This is a genomic window from Burkholderia sp. Ac-20392 (assembly GCF_017104585.1).
Lineage (GTDB): Bacteria > Pseudomonadota > Gammaproteobacteria > Burkholderiales > Burkholderiaceae > Burkholderia > Burkholderia lata.
Genome location: NZ_JAAGPB010000013.1, coordinates 1 through 14,127, shown reverse-complemented (window position 1 = coordinate 14,127; position 14,127 = coordinate 1). Strand labels below are relative to the sequence as shown.

Sequence of the window (14,127 nt, the reverse complement as noted above, 5' to 3'; positions counted from 1 at the left end):
TCGATACCAGGCATGGAAACTATCGATCATTTCGATCTACGTTCGTTCGATATGAATCTGTTGATCGCGTTCGATGCGCTGATGCAGGAACGCAGCGTGACGCGCGCAGCCGCAAAACTACGGATCCAGCAACCGGCAATGAGCCACTCGTTGTCCACGTTGCGTCTGCTGCTCAGAGACGAACTGTTCATCAGGGTTGGGCGGACATTACAGCCGACCCCGCGAGCATTATCGTTGCAGCATACGGTCCGGAGTTCATTGCTGCAGTTGCAGGAAGCATTGAAAACGGAAGAGTCGTTCGATCCGTCGAACGCACGGCGAGACTTCCGCGTTGCAATGACAAACGGAATCGAATCGCTGCTCCTGCCGGATATGGTTGCCCGCTTCCGGACCGACGCTCAAGGCATGACGTTGCTGGCGCGTTCGGTCGATCCGCAGGACATGCCCGACATGCTCGATCGTGGTGAACTGAATCTGGCTATCGGTTGCTACGAAAGCACCCATCCCTGGATACGACGACACGAGCTATTTAATGAAACACTGACCTGTTGTTTCAATCCTGATCTGATTCCGATCAAAACGCCGATTGACGAACAAACCTATGTCGAAACGCCGCACGTAGTTGTATCAATGCGAAATACAATATTAGGTTGCCTCGAAGATGCATTGCGCGATGCGCGCGTCGAACTCAATATAGTTTCTGCCGGTCCCAATTTTCTCGCAGTGCTAATGATGGCGGCGGACACTCCCGTTCTCACGACCTTGCCATCACGCATTGCACATCGGTATGCGGATCGTTTTGGTCTTTCGACCTGCCCCGTTCCGATTTCATTCTCCGCAAATCCGATCGCAATGGTATGGCATGCCCGTGAAGATCGGGAGCCGGGGTGCGAATGGCTGAGACAGCTAGTTAGAGAACTGTGCCCCTTCGAGCGAGCTGCTTGAACGTGAGCGGTTCGCATGCCGATCAAATCAAATTCCCTACCCGGGCTCACGGCATCAATTGATCGAGTGCCAGGCGCCCACCTGGCAACGCCAACTGATGCAGGCCTGTCCATGGCGCTGCTTGTCGCCAAATTCCGTCGAGGAACGTCGGTCTAGGGGGCCAAAGCCCTCTTTTCTGAGAGCCCACACTTGTTCGTTGATTCCCAGAAACGATGCTCGCGGTCTCAATAGCGTTGTTGGCCGGCCTTCGGCTGGAATTAGTCTCCCACAGTGACGCGCTAGATGTCAGGCGAGCTTTACCCGGCGGTGGGCCGCTGTCGTTGTGGGTTCGAGTTTTCGTCACTCCTTGCGTTCCCAGTCCTCCTGAGGTGGTCAGGACTATCGAGGCGATGGATCAATCGTCGCTGAGGGCGTGCGTCGGGATGAAGCCGATTAAGGTGCGCTCGAGAATTGTTGAGATTGTGTGGCGTAGTTTTTTGGCTACTGTCAAGGCGTTTGTATAAGAAAATCGCGGCAAAGATACCGTGTGAGTATTCGCGGCGGTACGCAACAAAATCATTTAATAACAATGGGTTGCGTATCTTTGTGGGTTTGCTGTTGCGAAAAGAGAAATACACAATTTCGATTTCATCGTGGAGCTCGTCGCTTTCACCGCTCTTACACTCGCGATTCCCAAACGGGCATCTGTCCGGGCATGACCAACAGAACGAGGTCCTCCGGGCGGTTGCAGACCGTTTATGAACAAGGTCGCGAGACCTGCCTCTTTTTAGAAGGGAGCTCCACGAATGAACAAGACTCTGATCGTCGCAGCCGCTGCGGCATCGTTTGCTACCGTCGCTCACGCGCAAAGCAGCGTCACGCTGTACGGCGTGCTGGACGCAGGCATCACCTACACGAGCAACGTCCAGACCGCATCCGGCCAAGGCAAGTCGCGCTTTTCGATGGGTTCGGGCATTGACCAGAGCCGTTTCGGCCTGCGTGGCTCGGAAGACCTGGGTGGCGGCCTGAAGGCAATCTTCACGTTGGAAAGCGGCTTCAACATCGGTAACGGCAAGTTCGCGAACGGCAACGGCGGCATGTTCAACCGCCAGGCATTCGTCGGCCTGTCGAGCCAGTACGGCACGGTCACGCTGGGCAAGCAATACGACGCAACGCAAGATTACCTGGCGCCGCTGACGGCAACGGGCTCGTGGGGCGGCACGTACTTCGCACACCCGCTGAACAATGACCGCCTGAGCACGAACGGCGACGTCGCGCTGAACAATACGATCAAGTACACGAGCGTGAACTACGCTGGCCTGCAATTCGGTGGCACGTACTCGTTCTCGAACAGCACGAACTTTGCCAACAACCGTGCATACAGCGCCGGCCTGTCGTACCAGTACCAAGGCCTGAAGCTGGGTGCGGCGTACTCGCAAGCGAACAACGCGGGCCTGTCCACGTCGGGCGCGGTGAACCCGAGCGTCGATACGAACGGCAACGCATTCGGCATTCAGGGCCGTACGCGTACGTATGGTATTGCAGCAGCCTATGCATTCGGTCCGGCTCAAGTCGGCGCGGCATGGACGCAATCGCGTCTCGACAACCAGACGAACGGCCTGGGTACGCTGCGCGCGGACAACTACGAAGTCAACGCGAAGTACAATCTGACGCCGGCTCTCGGCTTGGGCGCTGCCTATACGTACACGAATGCGAAGCAGAACGGCAACAGCACGCACTGGAATCAGTTCGGCGTGCAAGCTGATTACTTCCTGTCGAAGCGTACGGACGTCTACGCTCAGGCGGTGTACCAGCGTGGTACGAAGGGCGCCGGTTTGGGCGCATCGATTTACAACGGCGACATCAACGCGTACCCGAGCTCGAAGGTCAGCCAAACCGCCGCAACGGTCGGCCTGCGTCACCGCTTCTAAGCGTGACGGCTGGCTAGTCGGTTCCGAAAAAGCGCCTTCGGGCGCTTTTTTTTGATGCGTGAATTCAAGTCTGGATAATTATAAGTATTGCGAAACGACGGCGAATCGTCGAATTTGATAGCTGGCTTTTGTAAGCGCTGTCGGTAGTGTGCGCCCGTGTGGATGCGAACTCTGCTGTTCGCAGTGACTCATGTAAAAGATGGTGGGGCTTGAATTTCTCGCAGCGCCTTGGGCGCCTCGTGTCGCTGTTGATTCAGGCGCCAATGCGGCGGGATTGTGGTGGCGAAGTGAGGGAGCATGCTTGAGAGGTTGCGACAGTGCGCTGCTAAATATGGTTGGCAATGTTTGTCGAGCGAGTGGAGGGGTGTCAATTCACGTCATCAGTTCGCTTGTGCTCGTGGGCACGCTTTCGAGCGTGTGGCCTTGACCTTGCTTTATCGAAATGGCGGTGCACCGGTATGCGTGTTCTGTCAGCAAGAAGATATACGTGATAGATGGTTGGGGAAGTTGGCAGAACGAGGGGGGACGCTTCTGAGTGGCCCGTTCATCGGGCTATTTGCACGCTACCAAATTCGTTGCGCAGAGGGGCACGAGTGGAGCGTGGAGGGAAGAAAGATCAGTGAGGGGCGTTGGTGTCCGAGCTGCGCGCATGGTGACGCGACGCGGCGACGCTGTTGCTCGGATGGTTTAGCCCGGCTTCACGCGAAAGCACGAGAGAGAGGCGGAAAATGTCTTTCGACCAGCTATACGATCGAAAGCCGTCTATATGGATTTGAATGTGCAAAGGGGCATCGCTGGGAAGCCCGGGCCAACGATATCTTCCGTGGAACCTGGTGTGGTCGTTGCGCAAAATCAACCTCCTCCGGGCAGGTTGATCCCAATGGATTGGCACGTCTGCAGGCGGCCGCCCGAGAAAAGGGTGGCGTTTGTTTGGCAGAGGCTTATGTGGGTTCAGCCGAAAAATACCCTTTCCGTTGCGCAGTGGGTCACGAATGGTTGGCAATAGCGAGTCAAGTGTGGCTCGGACACTGGTGTCGGCAATGTGCAGGCCTCAAATTGCGTCAAACAATCGATGACATGCGAGGGCTTGCGACCGCTCGTGGTGGGTTGTGTCTATCAGCAGCGTATCAGGGGAGGCGGACCAAGTTGACTTGGCAATGCCATCGCGGTCACGTCTGGGAGTCTCGGCCAATCAACATAAGTGCGGGAACATGGTGCCCCCAATGTGCGATTACCAACCGAACTCGCCGTAGAGATCATTGAGCGCGATACCGGCCTTAAAGCCTCAGGGTGTGCGTATCCCGTTTCGCAATAGTACGGATCCCGCACCGCCCACCATTACCGAGAAGTGCCGCTGCGTCGACCAGACGGTTCCCTGCACGATGCTCATCTTCCCCCGCAAGCCACCAATTGGCAGCGTAAATGCCGTCGGGACCGAACTGCCATTTTGCGGCGTACAGGTGGTGCCGTCGACGATCGGGCCGACTGCAGCGAAATTGCGCCGTGTGACGTGACGGGCGGAACGCGCATGTCATTTCGTCGCACGCGCGTTCGCCAGGCGTCGACGAACCGCTCAGTAAGCGTTGTTGTCGTAGTACGCCTCGTCGTAGCGATGCTTGTTGCGACGCATCCTGCGCGTGTTGTCGCGGTCCCGTGCATCGTCGCGCTCCCGCGCGTTGCGGCCGAGGTTGCCCCCCAGTGCCGCGCCGCCGCCACCGCCGAGCGCCGCACCCAGAAGCCCGCCGTTGCGGCCGCCCATCGCGTGGCCGGCCGCGGTGCCTGCGCCGCCGCCGAGTGCGCCGCCAATGATTGCACCCTCGCGCTCGTCGCGGTTCGCTGCGATTGCGCCGCCGGCGCCACCACCGATCGCGCCGCCCACCACCGCGCCGGTGCGGCCGCCGAGGGCGTCGCCGACCGTAGCGCCGGCGATACCGCCCAGCGCACCGCCGAGCGCGTTGTCCCAGTTGTCCGCCGCGGCCGGCAGTGAAATCACTGCAGCCGCGGTGACGATGAATGCGGAGGCGATCTTCTTCAACATGCGAATGCTCTTCCTTGTGCTCAATCTGAAGTCCGGTTTCTTGCGTTGCTGCCAATTCGTTATAACGAGTCTTTTCAACGAAAGGCCGGCGAAAGATAGCACTCCGATCAAACCAAGGTTCGCCATTGTCGTAACAGAATGTGTGGGCCCGGAAAGCCGACTGGGCGTTGCTGATTTTTTATCTCGGCTCCATTATTTCTCCATCGAATCGCACAAAAACGTCCATCGACGCCGAGCTCTTTCGGCAAGTCTTTCTATGGAATGCCGCTTCTGGATGGAAATCATCGATTGACGAGGATCATGCCGGTCAGGATGAACGCGGAAAAGGAATCGAGCCTGGCGGCGCCCGGCGCTGAAATCGTGCGCACGCCGGCGGTGGCATGGGACGACCCGGAAAGTCGTATCGAGGTCACCCGCAAGCTGCACCGCGAGATTCCCGATGCGCACATCCCCGATCAATGCGGCAGTCGATACCGACTGCCGGACGAGGCCCTGCTCGACGGGCAAATTGAAATCAACATGCTGCCCCGCATGTCTCGCGGGATTTCGCTTAATGAGAGAGTCTTCAAATGACGGTTTTCAAGGAGCCGGAATTCAATGTGGTGACCTGCACCTCCGGTGCGCGCACCTTTCTCACCAACGCGTTCTTGATCGAGCTGTCGAACGGTGTCGTGGCCATCGACGCGATGATGACCGTATCGGACGCGCGCCAGGTGCGTCACCGGCTGGATGCGCTGCGCAAACCCTTGCTCGCGGTGCTGATTACGCACGGGCATCCCGATCACTACAACGGTGTCGGCGAGCTGATCCGCGGTTTCGACGAGGTGCCGGTCATCGCCACGCGAAGTGTCGACGAGGCCATGCGCCGTATCGACGATGCCAAGGCCGTCCAGTGGCAGTCGGTGTTCGGCGACGATTGGCCGGCACTGCGCACCTTCGCCAATCGCTTCGTGCGCGACGGCGACGTGCTGCATTTCGATGGCGTGCCGTTCGAGGTCAGGGAGTTTGGCCCGGGCGAATCGCACTGGGATTTGGTCTGGACCGTGGGATGTCACCGGCGTGTCGCCTTCGTCGGTGACATGGTTTTCAACGGCGTCCATTCCTTCATGAACGACGGCCATACGGCGGACTGGTTGCGCAGCCTCGACGCGCTCGAGCGTCTGTCCGGCGACATCGCATTGTTCTATACGGGCCACGGCCCAGCCGGCGAGCCAACCGCCATTATTGCCGCGCAGCGTGCTTACATCGGGTGCTATCGCGCGGCGGTGGCGCGGCTCGCCAACGGCAATCGCAGCCTGGACGATGCTGGGAAGGACGAGCTGGCGGCCGTCATGAAGCACTTCCTGCCCACGGCCGACCTCGACGTCTTCATCAAAGCCGGGGCGGATGCCGTAGCGGCGGAGCTGGCGCTGCAGGTATCGGACAAGGCCTTTCCCGCCGGCCCGCAAGCTCACGTCGACGCAAGATGAGGAGACCATGACAGATGACGCTTGCTGCTTGGCGTAACGGAGCATCGCGCACGCCCCGCGGGCCGCTGGACGCTCCGTTGATGCAGCGCTACGTCGCGTAATTGAAGAACATCAACGCACCGGCCGAGCGCTCGCCAGGCCTCGTCTGGCGATTGCAGACGTCCGAGGGTGATGTCACGGGAGTTCGCGGGTTTGACGATCCGCTGATGCTATTGAATATGTCTTTATGGGAATCGGTCGATAGTCTGCGGCGTTTCGTCTACCAAAGCGGTCACGGCGTACCGTTCAGGAACGCCGCCGAATGGTTTCATCATCCTGACGGCCCTAGGACGGCGTTGTGGCGGGTCCCTCAGGGCTGCATTCCGACGCCGCATGACGATCCCGCTTACAACCCGGTAATCGTCGATCGGCGAATTGGTCGGCGAGATGGCGCGGGATTGTTTCCGCCGGGGCGAGAATCGCGCGAATGATATTTTCTGCGACTCAATCGATTGCCGAAAATATATTGGACGTCTCGGAATGGATGCTGCATTGTTCACGCATTCGTCGTGATCACGGAAATTGTGCCGAAGGGCCGGTGACACGAGAGAACGCCATTCACGATTGCGGTCGCGGCTCCTGTTCCCGGAGTCGTGGCGCTGGTCCGCCGGGACATTGCAAATCATGTCCGTGTGTCAGGCCGGGGCATCAAAGAAAGAAAAGCGGCGAAAAGGACCTGAGACGATGATGGAGATGCATTGGACGCGGGCGGGATGGCGGATCGGGCACGAGCCCGACCCGGCTTCGCCGCTACGCCCAGACCGAGATCTGCTCGACCGACAACGCAGTCGCGACGGCAGGGCGGCGGAGCATGCGCTCCGTGTGCTCCGCCCAGTGCGCGAACCCGCGCATGTCGAGCTTCAGCATGTTCCCCCATTTGAAGAAGATCAGCAGCATCGGATCGACGATCGAGTAGTGGTCGCCGAGCGCCCAGTCGCGCGCGGAGAGCCGCTCGTCGATCTGCGCATACGCAGTGAGGATGCCCGCGCGGCCTTTCTCGCGGATGCCGTCATGCGCGGCCGTGTCGTCGCTGAAGCGCGACGGATGGAAATTGAGCGCGACCGTCCCGGGCAGCACTGACGCGAGCCAGTTCATCCATTCGACGGCGCGTGCGACGCCCATCGCGGTATCGGGCACCAGCCGCGCCTGCGGAAATCGCAGCGCAAGATAGAGCAGGATGGCAGACGACTCGGTCAGCACCTCGTCGCCGGTATGCAGCACGGGCACCTTGCCTTTCGGGTTGAGCCGCCGGAATTCGGCGCTCTGCGTCGCACCGTCCTTGATCGAGACGAGCGCGAGTTCGAAGGGTTCACCCAGCTCGCGCAGGATGACGTGCGGTGCAAATGAGAGATGGCCGGGGCAGTAGAACAGCGTATGAGTTTTCATATTGATTAAGTCTCCTATTTATCTCTGATGGAGATGCTGGCCGGGTTTGTCGGGTCGACGCGTCGCATGGTGCATGACGCCCGATCGAAAGTCAAAAGCGAAAGACGATGTGAAGGACTCTGCGGTTCGATGAAGACGGTGCTCGCAGCGCGCGGCGCGCGGGCCGGGATGAACGAGTGTTTCTGGAGCGTGATCGTGATGCGGATGATGAGCCTCGACGAATTGATCGACAACGTGAAGACGTTTCTGGCGGGTATCGACCCGGGCGCACCGGCGCGCGTGACCGCGCAGACGAACCTGCTCGACGCCAACCTGCTCGATTCGCTGTCGCTCGTGCATTTCGTCCTGTTCATCGAGCAGACGTTGCGGATCGAGATTCCGATCGGCGACTTCGTGCTCGACTCGATCGCATCGGTTGCGGCGATCTACGATCACTACGTGCTCGGTACGCCGCGCACCGCGGGTGCGTTGCTCTGATGCGCCCGGACGCGATCACGGTCACGGGCGCCCGTATCGGGCGTGCGACGCGATGACGGCGGACGACCTGCTGCGCGGCGAGCATTTCACGTACTTCGCGTATGGCTCGTGCATGAACCTCGCGAGCCTGTCCGCATCGCTCCGCTGCGACGCGGCGCCGTATTTCGAGGGGGCGGCGCGGCTCGACGGGCACCGCCTGGCGTTCAACTACGCGTCGCTCAACGAGCCGGTCTGCTGCGCGAACATCGAGCCGGCCGCCGGCGCGATCGTCGAAGGCGCGCTGTACCGGTTGCCGATGCGCATGCTCGATGCGCTGGAGCGCCGCGAAGGGGTGCATCTCGGCCGCTACGTGCGCTACGCAGTCGAGGTGCGGGAGTCGGGCGGGATGCGCGTGCATGCGCTCACGTATCGCGGCGCGGTCACGCTCGATTGCGAAGCGGCGCCGAGCGTGCGCTATCGCGACCTGCTGGTGCGCGGGCTGGCGGACGCCGGCGTGTCGGCGGCGTATCGCGACCGGACGGTCGCGTACATGGCCGGGCTGCGCGATCGTCCGCCCGAAATGCAGTGACGGCCGCCGCGTGCGGCCAGATGGGATCAAGGCATCGAATGCTCCACAAGAGCGCTCGGTCCAGCGGTGCGTTCCCGACTTCGAACGTCGATGAACGTCTTAAAGGCGCCCTAAGCGGGCATGTGAGCAAAAGGCGAAACATGAAGAACGCTTTCGACTACCCGCGCGCCACGCGCGCGCTACGCCTCGCCGGCGACGCAGTTCCCGGGCACAACGACGTACAACGAGCCCCCGGACGCACGGCCAGGCCGCCATCGGCCCCCGCAAGGCCGATGCGCACCTGATTCGCGGCACACGACCCGGATCCGACGCACCGCCTGACGAATGCCGCGCGCCTGCGTGCGGCCCGCGGCATCCCGCGCACACGAACGCGCCGACCGTAGGAGGACGGCCCGCCGACGTGCGCGCCGGATGACGAACGTGATCGTCGGGCGCAGCGTGCAGGACGCAGTGCGCAACGAAAAACAACCGATCGCAAGAAAGGAAAAAAATGATGGAGACGCTCGTATCGACCGTATCGCCCGCTTTGCGGGTGTCGGAGGAAGCCGCTTATCGCAAGGTCGCGTGGCGGCTGATGCCGTTGCTGCTGTTGTGTTACCTGGTGTCCTATCTCGACCGCGTGAACGTCGGCTTCGCGAAGCTGCAGATGGCCGGCGATCTCGGGCTGTCCGACGCGGCCTACGGGCTCGGCGCCGGCATCTTCTTCTTCGGCTATTTCATCTTCGAGGTGCCGAGCAACCTGATCCTCCACCGCATCGGCGCACGCGTGTGGATCGCGCGAATCATGGTGACGTGGGGCGCGGTATCCGCGCTGACGATGTTCGTCACGACGCCGACGGCCTTCTACGCGATGCGCTTCCTGCTCGGCGCCGCGGAGGCCGGCTTCTTTCCGGGCGTGATCCTGTACCTGACCTACTGGTATCCGGCCCATCGGCGCGGGCGGATCACGACGGTGTTCATGACGGCCGTCGCGCTGTCGGGCGTCGTCGGCGGACCGATCTCGGGCTACATCCTGAAGGCGTTCGACGGGGCCAACGGCTGGCACGGCTGGCAGTGGCTGTATCTGCTCGAAGGGCTGCCGTCGATCGTCGCGGGGCTGCTCGTCTACACGCTGCTCGACGATCGCATCGCGCATGCGAAGTGGCTGAGCGAGGACGAGCGCGCGCTGCTCGAACGCAACGTGAATGCCGAGGAAGCGGTCAAGTCGCACTTGACGCTCGGCGCGGTGCTGGCGAATCCGCGCGTGTGGCTGATGTGCGCGATCTACTTCTCGTTCGTGATCGGCCTGTACGGCGTCGGCTTCTGGCTGCCGACGCTCATTCATGCGACGGGCGTGGCCGATCCGCTGACGATCGGGCTGCTGTCGACGGTGCCCTACGCGCTGGCGGTGGTCGCGATGATCGCGATCGCGCGCAGCTCGGACCGGCATCGCGAGCGTCGCTGGCATCTCGCGGTGCCCGGCGCGATGGGCACGATCGGGCTCGTGCTGGCGGTCGGCTGGGCGCATCAGACCGGGCTGGCGATCGCGGCGCTGACGCTCGCGACGATGGGCATCCTCACCGCGATCCCGCTGTTCTGGAGCCTGCCGACCGCGTTCCTCGGCGGCACCGCGGCCGCGGCCGGGATCGCGATGATCAATTCGATCGGCAATCTCGCGGGCTTCCTCGGCCCGTACCTGATGGGGCTGCTCAAGCAACTGACCGCATCGAACGACGCGGGCCTCTACATGATGGCCGGCTGCATGGCGCTGGGCGGGCTGCTCGCGCTGTCGTTGCCGAAGGCGCTGGTGAACCGGTAGCGCGATGCGCGGCCTTTTCCCCCATGCACGGAGACAGGACATGATCCACAACGAACCCGCACGGTTCCCCGACCAGTCGATCGGCGCGTCGCCGCAGCGCTTTCGCGATGCGATGTGCCGCGTGGCGTCGGCCGTTCACGTGCTCACGAGCGACGGGCCTGCAGGTCGCTGCGGCATGACGGCGACCGCCGTGCTGTCGGTGTCCGATGCGCCGCCGACGGTGCTCGTGTCGGTCAACCGCGGCAGCGTGTCGGCGCAGCGGCTGATCGCGAACGAGGTGTTCTGCGTGAACACGCTCGGTGCGGCCGACCGTTTTCTTGCCGACGTGTTCGCGGGCCGCACCACGCACGAGCGCGACGCGCGCTTCACGGTGGGCGACTGGGGCGAGCTCTCGACGCGCGCGCCGGTGCTGTCGAGCGCACGCATCGCGCTCGACTGCCGGCTGGTGGCGTCGATGAGCGCGGCGACCCACGAGCTGCTGGTCGGTGAAGTGGTGGCGCTGCACTGCGCAGAGCCCGATGACGAGGCGCTCGTCTATCTGCAGCGCGAATTCCGCGTCGTGTGACGACGCGTGCCGACAGGATGATCGACATGAAACGCGAAATCGTACAAGCCACCAACCGCTGCCGCGGCGAGATTCTCGCCGGCGGTTTCCGCACCGACGTCGCGCGCATCGCGCAATGCGCGCGCACGCATCTCGGCGACTACGCCGACAACCCGCACGTGCGCGCGCTGCTCGTGACGCTGGAGAACCGCTGCCTCGCATCGGGGCGCCTGCTCGACCTCACGTACTCGGTGGACCCGAGCTTCATCCTCGGGTTCTTCGACGTGCCGTACAACGCCGACGCGTTCCTCGAAGCGGCCGCGATCGCGCCGGTGCCGATTCCGCCGAGCGTGCTTGCGATCGCGCCGGACGGCAACGCGCTGCCGGTGCAGATCCGCATGTGCACGGACGGCTTTCGCAACCCGCTCGCGGTCGCGGTGTTCGGCGAGAACTTCATCGACGCCGACCTGCGCGCGTATCACAAGGCGTACTACTTCATCGACAAGTTCGTCGAGCGCTTCAAGCGTTACACGCGCCCGGCGATCGAGGCGAGCTGGTCGCCGACGGCGTTCCCGGACCTGCTCGCGGCGGACGACGCGCTGCTGACGCAGGCAAGCGCGATCTGGGTCCACCTGCACGAGTACCACCATCGCACGGGTTTCCTGCCGATTCCGGAGCACCTCGATGCGAAGAGCACCCGCAACGGCGCGGGCGCGGAGGAGCTGCGGGTGGACATCCTGTCGATCCTCGCGCTGTTCCGGCTGCGCTCGGACGACCGCGTGCTGCGCGCGTCGATCCAGTACATCCTGGCCGAGCGCCTGATCCGCTATCCGCTGCAGGCGCCGCCGCTCGACAACTACGACGCGCGCTCGTCGGTCGCGCTGTTCCATTACCTGTCCCGCCACGGCGTTATCGCGCAGCGTGGCGGCACGCTCTATTTCGAAGGGGGCTACGAACGTCTGACCCAGGCGCTCAGGTCCATCGTGATCAAGCTGACGGCGCTCGAATACAAGCTCAGCATGTCGTCCGATCTCGACCGGAGAAAGATCCTGTCGTTCGTGCTGCCGACGCTCGCGAAGAACGACAACAACTGGGGCGCGGCCGGACGGCCGCACTGACGGCGGCCCGCCGGCCGCCCCGCCCGTCTTTTCGAACCGAATCTATCGAGGATCAGGATGCCTACCTACCGTTCACGCACTTCCACCCACGGCCGCAACATGGCGGGCGCACGCAGCCTGTGGCGCGCCACCGGGATGACCGACGCCGATTTCGACAAGCCGATCATCGCGGTCGTCAATTCGTTCACGCAGTTCGTGCCCGGGCACGTGCACCTGAAGGATCTCGGCCAGCTCGTCGCGCGCGAGATCGAAGCGGCCGGCGCGGTCGCGAAGGAATTCAACACGATCGCGATCGACGACGGCATCGCGATGGGCCACGACGGCATGCTGTACAGCCTGCCGTCGCGCGAGCTGATCGCCGACAGCGTCGAGTACATGGTGAACGCGCACTGCGCGGACGCGATGGTGTGCATCTCGAACTGCGACAAGATCACGCCGGGGATGCTGATGGCCGCGATGCGCCTGAACATCCCGGTGATCTTCGTGTCGGGCGGCCCGATGGAATCCGGGAAACTGACGTTCCGCGGCAAGCACCGCGCATTCGACCTGATCGACGCGATGGTGGTGGCCGCCGACTCGCAGGTGACGGACGACGAGGTGCGCGCGGTCGAGAATGTCGCATGCCCGACCTGCGGCTCGTGTTCCGGGATGTTTACCGCGAACTCGATGAACTGCCTCGCCGAAGCGCTCGGGCTCGCGCTGCCGGGCAACGGCTCGGTACTCGCGACGCATGCGGATCGCAAGCGCCTGTTCCTCGAGGCCGGGCGCGTGATCGTCGATCTCGCACGCCGCTACTACGAGCAGGACGATGCGAGCGTGCTGCCGCGTTCGATCGCGACGCGCGATGCGTTCGAGAACGCGATGACGCTCGACATCGCGATGGGCGGCTCGACCAACACGGTGCTGCACCTGCTGGCCGCCGCGCACGAAGGCGAGGTGCACTTCACGATGGCCGACATCGACCGGCTGTCGCGCCGCGTGCCGGTGCTGTGCAAGGTCGCGCCGTCCGTGCAGGACGTGCACATGGAGGACGTGCACCGTGCCGGCGGCGTGATCGGGATCATGGGCGAGCTCGATCGCGCCGGGCTGCTGAACACGACGCTGCCGACCGTCCATGCGCCGAGCGTCGCCCATGTGCTCGCACGCTGGGACGTGATGCGCAATCGCGTCGATTCGGTGTCGCGCTTCTATCGCGCGGCGCCCGGCGGCGTGCGCTCGCACGTCGCGTTCAGCCAGGAAAACCGCTACGACGAGCTCGATCTCGACCGCAAGACCGGCTGCATCCGCGATGCCGAACATGCGTTCTCGCGCGACGGCGGGCTCGCGGTGCTGTTCGGCAACATCGCGCGCGACGGTTGCATCGTGAAGACCGCGGGTGTCGATGGCGGGATGCTGAAGTTCACCGGCACCGCGCGCGTGTTCGAAGGGCAGGAGGAAGCCGTCGAGGGCATTCTCGGCGGCGCGGTCGGCCCGGGCGACATCGTGATCGTCCGCTACGAGGGGCCGCGCGGCGGGCCGGGCATGCAGGAGATGCTCTATCCGACCAGCTACCTGAAATCGAAGGGGCTCGCGAAGGAGTGTGCGCTGATCACCGACGGCCGCTTTTCCGGCGGCTCGTCGGGGCTGTCGATCGGGCACGTGTCGCCCGAGGCGGCGGAAGGCGGCGAGATCGGGCTGCTCGAGAACGGCGACACGATCGAGATCGACATCCCGAGCCGCTCGATCAACGTCCTGGTGTCCGACGACGAACTGCAGCGCCGCCGTGCGGCGATGGCAGAGCGCGGCGAGCGCGCGTGGCAGCCGGAGAAGCGGCAGCGCCGCGTGTCCGGCGCGCT

Annotated in this window: 13 protein-coding genes; 11 read left to right on the top strand and 2 right to left on the bottom strand. The window is 63.0% G+C overall.

The features are described 5' to 3' along the window. Positions 1 to 12: 12 nt before the first annotated feature. Both G3N99_RS03350 and G3N99_RS03345 read left to right on the top strand, forming a co-directional pair. Positions 13 to 945: a LysR family transcriptional regulator gene (locus tag G3N99_RS03350; RefSeq protein WP_206121652.1), complete on the top strand. Its 933-nt coding sequence runs from the start codon at positions 13 to 15 to the stop codon at positions 943 to 945. Positions 946 to 1,730: 785 nt separating this feature from the next. Further along, positions 1,731 to 2,855: a porin gene (locus G3N99_RS03345; RefSeq protein ID WP_206121651.1), complete on the top strand. Its 1,125-nt coding sequence runs from the start codon at positions 1,731 to 1,733 to the stop codon at positions 2,853 to 2,855. Between the two features lie 1,573 nt (positions 2,856 to 4,428). On the opposite strand, the gene G3N99_RS03340 is transcribed toward G3N99_RS03345, so the two are convergent. After that, the gene (locus tag G3N99_RS03340) at positions 4,429 to 4,893 is read right to left on the bottom strand and encodes a glycine zipper domain-containing protein (RefSeq protein ID WP_206121679.1); all 465 of its coding nucleotides are present in this window, start codon (positions 4,891 to 4,893) and stop codon (positions 4,429 to 4,431) included. 300 nt (positions 4,894 to 5,193) lie between these two features. Between G3N99_RS03340 and G3N99_RS03335 the strand changes: the two genes are divergently transcribed. From G3N99_RS03335 to G3N99_RS03325, 3 genes are all read left to right on the top strand, one after another. Beyond that, positions 5,194 to 5,466, top strand: coding sequence for a hypothetical protein (locus G3N99_RS03335; protein ID WP_206121650.1), 273 nt, complete (start codon positions 5,194 to 5,196; stop codon positions 5,464 to 5,466). Next, positions 5,463 to 6,362 carry an MBL fold metallo-hydrolase gene (locus tag G3N99_RS03330; RefSeq protein ID WP_206121649.1) on the top strand — a complete coding sequence of 300 codons (900 nt, stop codon included), beginning with the start codon at positions 5,463 to 5,465 and terminating at the stop codon, positions 6,360 to 6,362. Before G3N99_RS03335 ends, G3N99_RS03330 begins: the two co-directional genes overlap by 4 nt. A 101-nt stretch (positions 6,363 to 6,463) precedes the next feature. Beyond that, positions 6,464 to 6,832 (top strand): DUF3291 domain-containing protein, encoded by a 369-nt coding sequence (locus G3N99_RS03325; protein ID WP_174983956.1) that lies wholly within the window; start codon positions 6,464 to 6,466, stop codon positions 6,830 to 6,832. Between the two features lie 319 nt (positions 6,833 to 7,151). On the opposite strand, the gene G3N99_RS03320 is transcribed toward G3N99_RS03325, so the two are convergent. Continuing rightward, the gene (locus tag G3N99_RS03320) at positions 7,152 to 7,787 is read right to left on the bottom strand and encodes a glutathione S-transferase N-terminal domain-containing protein (protein ID WP_174942615.1); all 636 of its coding nucleotides are present in this window, start codon (positions 7,785 to 7,787) and stop codon (positions 7,152 to 7,154) included. A gap of 129 nt (positions 7,788 to 7,916) precedes the next feature. On the opposite strand from G3N99_RS03320, the gene G3N99_RS03315 reads away from it, so the two are divergent. The 6 genes from G3N99_RS03315 to ilvD all read left to right on the top strand — a co-directional run. After that, entirely contained in the window at positions 7,917 to 8,264 is a 348-nt protein-coding gene (locus G3N99_RS03315) for an acyl carrier protein (protein ID WP_174939483.1), read from the top strand. A 52-nt stretch (positions 8,265 to 8,316) separates the two neighbouring features. Beyond that, positions 8,317 to 8,832 (top strand): gamma-glutamylcyclotransferase family protein, encoded by a 516-nt coding sequence (locus G3N99_RS03310; RefSeq protein WP_206121648.1) that lies wholly within the window; start codon positions 8,317 to 8,319, stop codon positions 8,830 to 8,832. A gap of 493 nt (positions 8,833 to 9,325) precedes the next feature. After that, the gene (locus tag G3N99_RS03305; RefSeq protein WP_206121647.1) at positions 9,326 to 10,630 is read left to right on the top strand and encodes an MFS transporter; all 1,305 of its coding nucleotides are present in this window, start codon (positions 9,326 to 9,328) and stop codon (positions 10,628 to 10,630) included. Between the two features lie 40 nt (positions 10,631 to 10,670). Further along, entirely contained in the window at positions 10,671 to 11,195 is a 525-nt protein-coding gene (locus tag G3N99_RS03300; RefSeq protein ID WP_174939486.1) for a flavin reductase, read from the top strand. A gap of 26 nt (positions 11,196 to 11,221) precedes the next feature. Beyond that, a complete protein-coding gene (locus G3N99_RS03295) occupies positions 11,222 to 12,292 on the top strand; it encodes a DUF6421 family protein (RefSeq protein ID WP_241011447.1) in 1,071 nt (356 codons plus the stop codon). Between the two features lie 57 nt (positions 12,293 to 12,349). After that, positions 12,350 to 14,127 (top strand): dihydroxy-acid dehydratase (ilvD, locus tag G3N99_RS03290; RefSeq protein ID WP_206121645.1); only part of this gene is annotated, 1,778 nt, incomplete at its 3' end.

Excerpts from the sequence above, each read along its gene's own strand:
- G3N99_RS03350 (WP_206121652.1), top strand. The coding sequence starts at position 13 with ATGGAAACTATCGATCATTTCGATCTACGTTCGTTCGATATGAATCTG.
- G3N99_RS03345 (WP_206121651.1), top strand. The coding sequence starts at position 1,731 with ATGAACAAGACTCTGATCGTCGCAGCCGCTGCGGCATCGTTTGCTACC.
- G3N99_RS03340 (WP_206121679.1), bottom strand. The coding sequence starts at position 4,893 with ATGTTGAAGAAGATCGCCTCCGCATTCATCGTCACCGCGGCTGCAGTG.
- G3N99_RS03335 (WP_206121650.1), top strand. The coding sequence starts at position 5,194 with ATGCCGGTCAGGATGAACGCGGAAAAGGAATCGAGCCTGGCGGCGCCC.
- G3N99_RS03330 (WP_206121649.1), top strand. The coding sequence starts at position 5,463 with ATGACGGTTTTCAAGGAGCCGGAATTCAATGTGGTGACCTGCACCTCC.
- G3N99_RS03320 (WP_174942615.1), bottom strand. The coding sequence starts at position 7,787 with ATGAAAACTCATACGCTGTTCTACTGCCCCGGCCATCTCTCATTTGCA.
- G3N99_RS03315 (WP_174939483.1), top strand. The coding sequence starts at position 7,917 with ATGAAGACGGTGCTCGCAGCGCGCGGCGCGCGGGCCGGGATGAACGAG.
- G3N99_RS03310 (WP_206121648.1), top strand. The coding sequence starts at position 8,317 with ATGACGGCGGACGACCTGCTGCGCGGCGAGCATTTCACGTACTTCGCG.
- G3N99_RS03305 (WP_206121647.1), top strand. The coding sequence starts at position 9,326 with ATGGAGACGCTCGTATCGACCGTATCGCCCGCTTTGCGGGTGTCGGAG.
- G3N99_RS03300 (WP_174939486.1), top strand. The coding sequence starts at position 10,671 with ATGATCCACAACGAACCCGCACGGTTCCCCGACCAGTCGATCGGCGCG.
- G3N99_RS03295 (WP_241011447.1), top strand. The coding sequence starts at position 11,222 with ATGAAACGCGAAATCGTACAAGCCACCAACCGCTGCCGCGGCGAGATT.